Consider the following 6143-nt stretch of genomic DNA (forward strand, 5'->3'; position numbering starts at 1 on the left):
TGCCGCGGCAGCGCACAACGGTGGCGCGGCGGCGAATGGCGGCAGCGAGGTTGGTAACGGCGGCGCGGGCGGCAGCAAGGGCAACGGCATGGGCTCGCCCAAGCTGGGGACCACCAAGCCGGTGCGCCACCATACCGGCCCGGCACGCGCCGATGGCGAGAAGCCGCTGGCCTCGCCGGCGGTCCGCCAGCGCGCCTGGGACCAGGGTATCGAGCTGCAGTTCGTGCCAGGCAGCGGACCCGCGGGCCGCATCACGCACGAGGACCTGGACGCATACATCGCCCACGGCTCCCAGCACGGCGGCGGCAGCGCCGATACGCGCTACCAGCAACTGACCGAGGAACGCGAAATTCCGGTGATCGGCCTGCGCCGCAAGATCGCGCAGAAGATGCAGGAAGCGAAGCGCCGCATCCCGCACTTCTCGTACGTGGAGGAAGTCGACGTCACCGAACTCGAACACCTGCGCGGCCGCATGAACGACAAGTACGGCAAACAGCGCGGCAAGCTGACGGTGCTGCCGTTCCTGATGCGCGCCGTGGTGCTGGCCCTGCGTGACTTCCCCCAGATGAACGCCCGCTTCGACGACGACAACGGCATCATCACTCAGTACGACCCGGTCCACCTGGGCATCGCCACCCAGACCGACTCCGGCCTGATGGTGACCGTGATGCGCAACGCGGAAGCGCGCGACCTGTGGTCCTGCGCCGGCGAGACGGTGCGCCTGGCGGAAGCGGCGCGCTCGAACAAGGCATCGCGCGAGGAGCTGTCCGGCTCCACCATCACCATCTCCAGCCTGGGGCCGCTGGGCGGCATCGTCACCACGCCGGTCATCAACCATCCGGAAGTGGCGATCATTGGCGTGAACAAGATCGTCGAACGTCCGGTCATCAAGAACGGCCAGATCGTGGCGCGCAAGCTGATGAACCTGTCCTCGTCCTTCGACCACCGCGTGGTGGACGGCATGGATGCGGCGGAATTCATCCAGGCCATCCGCGCCCTGCTCGAATGCCCGGCCATGCTGTTTGTGGAGTAAACAAGACCATATGAACGCACATACAACAACTTTGCTGGTGATCGGCGGCGGGCCGGGTGGCTACGTCGCTGCCATCCGCGCCGGGCAACTCGGCATTCCGACCACGCTGATCGAGACCGGGGAACTGGGCGGCACCTGTTTGAACGTGGGCTGCATCCCGTCCAAAGCCCTGATCCACGCGGCCGACGAATTCGAAAAGGTCGCCCACTTCGCCGACGGTTCCCCGCTCGGCATCTCGGCCACCGCGCCGAAGATCGACCTGGCCCGCACCACCGAGTGGAAGAACGGCATCGTCAAGCGCCTGACCGGCGGCGTGGGCGCGCTTCTGAAGAAGAACAGCGTGCATGTGGTGAAAGGCTTCGCCCGTATCGTCGACGGCAAGACGGTGGAGGTGGAGCGCGAAGGCCAGGACCCCTACCGCATCGGCTGTGAACACATGCTGATCGCAACGGGCTCCTACACCTTCGAACTGCCGTCCATGCCCTTCGGCGGCCGCGTGATCAGCGCCACCGAGGCGCTGTCCCCCTCCTCCGTGCCGGGCAAGCTGGTGGTGGTCGGCGCAGGCTACATCGGCCTGGAGCTGGGCATCGCCTACCGCAAGCTCGGCGCCGAAGTCACGGTGGTCGAAGCGCAGGAGCGCATCCTGCCCGCCTATGACGCGGAACTCACCCAGCCGGTGGCCGCCTCCCTCAAGGGTCTGGGCATCACCGTCAAGCTGGGCCACTCTGTGCTCGGCCTGAACGACCAGGGCGACGCGGTCCGTGTGCGCACCGCGTCCGGCGAGGAGTCCGAGCTGGCGGCGGACCAGGTGCTGGTGGCCGTGGGCCGCCGCCCGCGCACGGAAGGCTTTGGCCTGGAGCAGCTGATGCTGGACATGGACGGCCGCTTCATCAGGGTGGACGACCAGTGCCGCACCTCGATGCGCAACGTGTGGGCCATCGGCGACGTGACCGGTGAGCCGATGCTGGCGCACCGCGCGATGGCGCAGGGCGAGATGGTGGCCGAGATCGTCTCGGGCAAGAAGCGCCACTTCCAGCCTGCGGCGATGCCGGCGGTGTGCTTCACCGATCCGGAAGTGGTGGTCGTCGGCGAGACGCCGCGGGAAGGCTACATCACCGCGTCCTTCCCGTTCGCGGCCAATGGCCGTTCCATGACGCTGGAGTCCAAGGACGGCTTCGTGCGCGTGGTGGCACGGCGGGACGATCACCGCATCGTCGGCTGGCAGGCGGTAGGCAAGAGCGTATCCGAGCTGTCGGCCGCGTTCTCGCAGTCGATCGAGATGGGCGCGCGGCTGGAGGACATCGCGGGCACCATCCACGCCCACCCGACCCTTGGGGAAGCGATCCAGGAAGCGGCGCTGCGCGCGCTGGGGCACGCGCTGCACATCTGACGCCAGCGCTGTCAAAACGCGCCGCCGTCTCCGCATCCCGCGGGGCGGCGGCGTTGTCGTTTCAGTCCGCGCTGCCGGGCACCTTGCGCAGGTCCGCGAACGGCATCGGGCCGACGTGCATCAGGAAGACCTGGTCCACGTCGAGCCGTTCCCGGTCCACGGCCTGCACCAGTTCATCCACTGTCTGCGGCATCGAGTATTTCCCGTCCGGCGTCACCTGGAACACATCACTGCCATACAGCAGCCGGTGCTCGGGCAGCCAGGCGACCATCTGGCGCTCGGCACTCGCACCACGCACCGGATACAGTTCGATGCGGTTGGCCCCGCGGCCGATCACCGTCTTGTCCGAAACCAGCGCCATGCGGGCCGGCTTGGGATGGCGCTGCAATGCATCCGGCTTGCTCGCATACGAGGCCCCGATGGTCCGGCGCAGGATCGGGGCGTTGCGGTCCAGCGCATACACTTCGATTCCGCGCGCCACGTACTCGCGGATGCCCGCCAGGTGCGGCCACGCATCCGACGTGGTGACGACCGCTTTGACTTTCTTGTCAGGAAACAGCTTGGCGGCCTGCGCCAGCACCGCCACGGAATAGTCGGACGAGATGGGCGCTTCCAGGATCACCAGCCCATCGTCCTGTTCCACGATCGCGGTGTACCACGCGCCCGCCAGCATCGCGATTCCGGGCTTGAGTGTGACCGGATCCTTGGGTTGCGGCGGGGGCGCGGTCTGCGCGGCGGCCTTGCGGAAGGCCTGGACCACCCCGTCCGGAATGGCGCGCTGGGCCAGCGTACTACCCTGCTGCAGCTTGAGGGTGCGCAGCATGTAGGTGCGGTCGGGCAGGCCGGTGGTCAGCACGTCCCACTGCATCGGATAGCGCACGCCGCTCGCATCGCGCCGCCAGAAGCCGAAGTGGGTCTGCCGGACCACGTCGCCCAGGAAGGCGGCATAGCCGTCGCGCACCAGCGGACCACTGTAGTCGACCGCGGTGGGCAGGTGGGTTGCCGCGCTCAGGTACACCCTGACCGGCGCACCGTCCAACGTGAAGCCGACCACGTGCTGCGGCATCGTGTAGAGCGTGACATCCTGCTCGGCGTGGAGGTCCGGTGCGTCCAGTGCGGTCAGCAGCAGCCGTTCAGGCGCCAGGGAGAGTGTCTCCTGGGCGGCCTGCACGTCCTGCGCGCGGCCGGGCATCGAACGTTCACCCATCGAGCGCATGGCGACGCCGTCCTTGACCAGCAGCTCCGTCGCGTAGCTGGCATTCGGCGGAAACAGCACTTCCAGCTTGCGCGACAGGCCGCGGATGGCCGGCTCGTGGACCTCGTTCAGTGTGTGGAACTCCACCATGAATGGGCCCTCCGGGCGCTCGGACTGCTCCAGCAGGTTGCGGTAGCCGCGCGCCTCGATCACGACGCTGCCGATCCCGCGCAGCCGCTGTTCGCCGCCCTGCGCTTCCAGCCCCGCGCGCACCAGCGCCACCGCCTTCCCGTCCGCGGCCCCCGCCGGCCCGCACAACACCAGCGCACTCACAGTCAGGGCCAGGAGCCCCGCCAGATTCAACATATGTATCTCCTTTCTCGTTCCAATGGAAAGCAAGGCGGAGAGTATGCCGCGCGGGGGCGGCAGGCCGTCAAGCCGCGGGAACGGGTTCTTAAGCTGGCGCCAAGGTTCGGCCAGGCCAATGCTGCGGCAAGCCGGGCGTTGCTGCGCCGCGACGGCCGAGGCAGCCTCAGATGATACTGCTGAGCAGTCGTATGTTATCTTTTGTGCAAAGGGCGACGGGCCGGAGATGTATTGCTGAGCCAAAGTCAATACACTTCTGCCGTCGCGTCAATACATAAGGGGTCGCCATGGCAAGAGAGGCGCTGCTCTGCATCTGCCCGCCCGACAGCGGCGGGCTGGCGGCCCTGCACGCTGCGCTGCCCGGACGCACGGTGCTGACGGCGGCCACGCTGCACGAGGCGCAATGCCTGCTGGACCAGCAGCCCTGCGCGGTCGGCTTGCTGATCGACACCATCGGACGCGCGCCCGACCCCGAACTGCAGATTTTCCTGAGCCGCCACAGTCATATGCACTGGGTGGGCGTGCTGCCCCGCACCGTCCTGGACAGTGACGCGCACCGGCGCCTGATGGCCACCCACCTGAGCGACTACCATACCCTGCCCGTCGACCCGGACCGCCTGCGCTTCACGCTGGGCCACCTGTTCGGCCAGGCAGCGCTCCAGGACGACACGGCGCTGCCGCCCAGGCTCGGAGCCATGGGCATCACCGGGAACAGTCCCGCCGTGCAGCGCCTGCGCATCCAGATCGCCCGCGTGGCGCGGGTGAGCGCCCCGGTGCTGATCTGGGGGGAATCGGGCAGCGGCAAGGAGCTGGCCGCGCAGGCCATCCACCGCGCCTCGGCGCGCGCGGAAGGGCCCTTCGTGGCGATCAACTGCGGCGCGATTCCGCCCAACCTGATCCAGTCCGAGCTGTTTGGCTACGAGCGCGGCGCGTTCACCGGCGCCACCCACGCCCGCGCCGGCCTCATCGAATCGGCCAGTGGCGGCACCATCTTCCTGGACGAGATTGCCGACCTGCCGCGCGAGCAGCAGGCCAACCTGCTGCGCTTCCTGCAGGAGAAGACGATCTACCGGGTGGGCGCGACCCGCAGCGTGAGCGCGGACGCGCGCGTGATCGCGGCCTCCCACGTGAACCTGGAAGTGGCCGTGGCGGAAGGCAGTTTCCGCGAGGACCTGTACTACCGACTCTCGGTTTTGCCGCTGGTGGTGCCCCCGCTGCGGGAACGGCAGGCCGACCTGCGCGCACTGGCCGACCAGATCTTCGCCAGCCACGCGGGCGACGCCGGCCGGCGCTTGCGCGGCTTCACGGCCGGGGCCCATGCCGCCATGCTGCATTACAGCTGGCCCGGGAATGTGCGCGAGCTGATCAATCGCATCCGCCGGGCGATCGTGATGTGCGACGGGCGCCTGATCACGGAAGAGGATCTGGGCCTGGCCGCGCCGCCCGAACCGGCCGCGGTGGCGAAGGAGCTGGGCGCCTCCCGCGAGCGGTTCGAACGCGAGGCGGTGACGGACGCGCTGCGCCGCCACGGCGGCATGGTCAGCCGCGCCGCCCGCGACCTCGGGGTGTCGCGCTCCACCATGTACCGGCTGCTGGACAAGTACGGGCTGCACGGCCGGTCCTGAGCACGCTGGAGCGGCCGCGGCACACTTTTGTCCCGCATCTGGCACAGCTTCGGACCGCAGCGCCCGGTCCAGCCAAGCCGGCACAGCAAAACCTCTCATGCCATCAACGGCTTAGCACGGTCCCGTGGGCGCTGGCACCGGTCTTGCGTAAGTGGCCCCGCTGCCCGAAGCAAGCTCAGCATCCATAAACGAGACCACGTGGGAGACGCACATGAAACACACCCTGATAGCCGCGGCGATTTTGCTCGCCTTCGGCTCCGCCCAGGCCCAGGATTCGCACGACCGGACCAACTCTGGCCGCAACAGCGACGCCCTGGCATCGGCCGCCGCCTCGGCCGCGGCCAACAATGGTGGGACCTCCACCAACACGGTCGATAACGCCTTCAACTCCTCTTCGGCCACGGCCACGAGCAGCCTGAGCGGCACCGTGACCGGCAACGCGATCAACAACATCGGCAACGTCGCCTCCAACACCGGCAACGCCAACGGCGGCCGCGGCACCGGCGGCGACGGCGCCTCGGGCAGTGGCGGCAA

At 68.4% G+C, this 6143-nt stretch carries 4 protein-coding genes and 1 pseudogene; 4 read left to right on the forward strand and 1 reads right to left on the reverse strand.

Translation table 11 applies throughout. The features are described from left to right. Both E4L96_RS13760 and lpdA read left to right on the forward strand, forming a co-directional pair. Positions 1–1033: dihydrolipoamide acetyltransferase family protein (locus E4L96_RS13760; protein ID WP_135207798.1), on the forward strand; the 1033-nt coding region annotated here is incomplete at its 5' end. Positions 1034–1043: 10 nt separating this feature from the next. After that, on the forward strand, positions 1044–2423 hold the full coding sequence (gene lpdA, locus E4L96_RS13765) for a dihydrolipoyl dehydrogenase (protein ID WP_135207799.1): 1380 nt from the start codon (positions 1044–1046) through the stop codon (positions 2421–2423). 61 nt (positions 2424–2484) lie between these two features. Here the strand turns inward: lpdA and E4L96_RS23735 are convergent, their stop codons facing one another. Then, positions 2485–3984 (reverse strand): MBL fold metallo-hydrolase, encoded by a 1500-nt coding sequence (locus E4L96_RS23735; protein ID WP_167758691.1) that lies wholly within the window; start codon positions 3982–3984, stop codon positions 2485–2487. 287 nt (positions 3985–4271) lie between these two features. Here E4L96_RS23735 and E4L96_RS13775 point away from each other — a divergent pair, with 287 nt between their 5' ends. After that, complete coding sequence (locus E4L96_RS13775) at positions 4272–5609, forward strand: sigma-54 dependent transcriptional regulator (protein ID WP_135207800.1); 1338 nt, start codon at positions 4272–4274, stop codon at positions 5607–5609. 211 nt (positions 5610–5820) lie between these two features. Further along, positions 5821–6143 (forward strand): annotated as a pseudogene (locus tag E4L96_RS13780) (hypothetical protein); the annotation flags it as partial.

It is taken from the genome of Zemynaea arenosa (assembly GCF_004614185.1).
Taxonomy (GTDB): domain Bacteria; phylum Pseudomonadota; class Gammaproteobacteria; order Burkholderiales; family Burkholderiaceae_D; genus Telluria; species Telluria arenosa.

Coding starts and splice junctions, on each gene's coding strand:
- E4L96_RS13775 (WP_135207800.1), top strand. CDS start 4,272: ATGGCAAGAGAGGCGCTGCTCTGCATCTGCCCGCCCGACAGCGGCGGG.
- lpdA (WP_135207799.1), top strand. CDS start 1,044: ATGAACGCACATACAACAACTTTGCTGGTGATCGGCGGCGGGCCGGGT.
- E4L96_RS23735 (WP_167758691.1), bottom strand. CDS start 3,984: ATGTTGAATCTGGCGGGGCTCCTGGCCCTGACTGTGAGTGCGCTGGTG.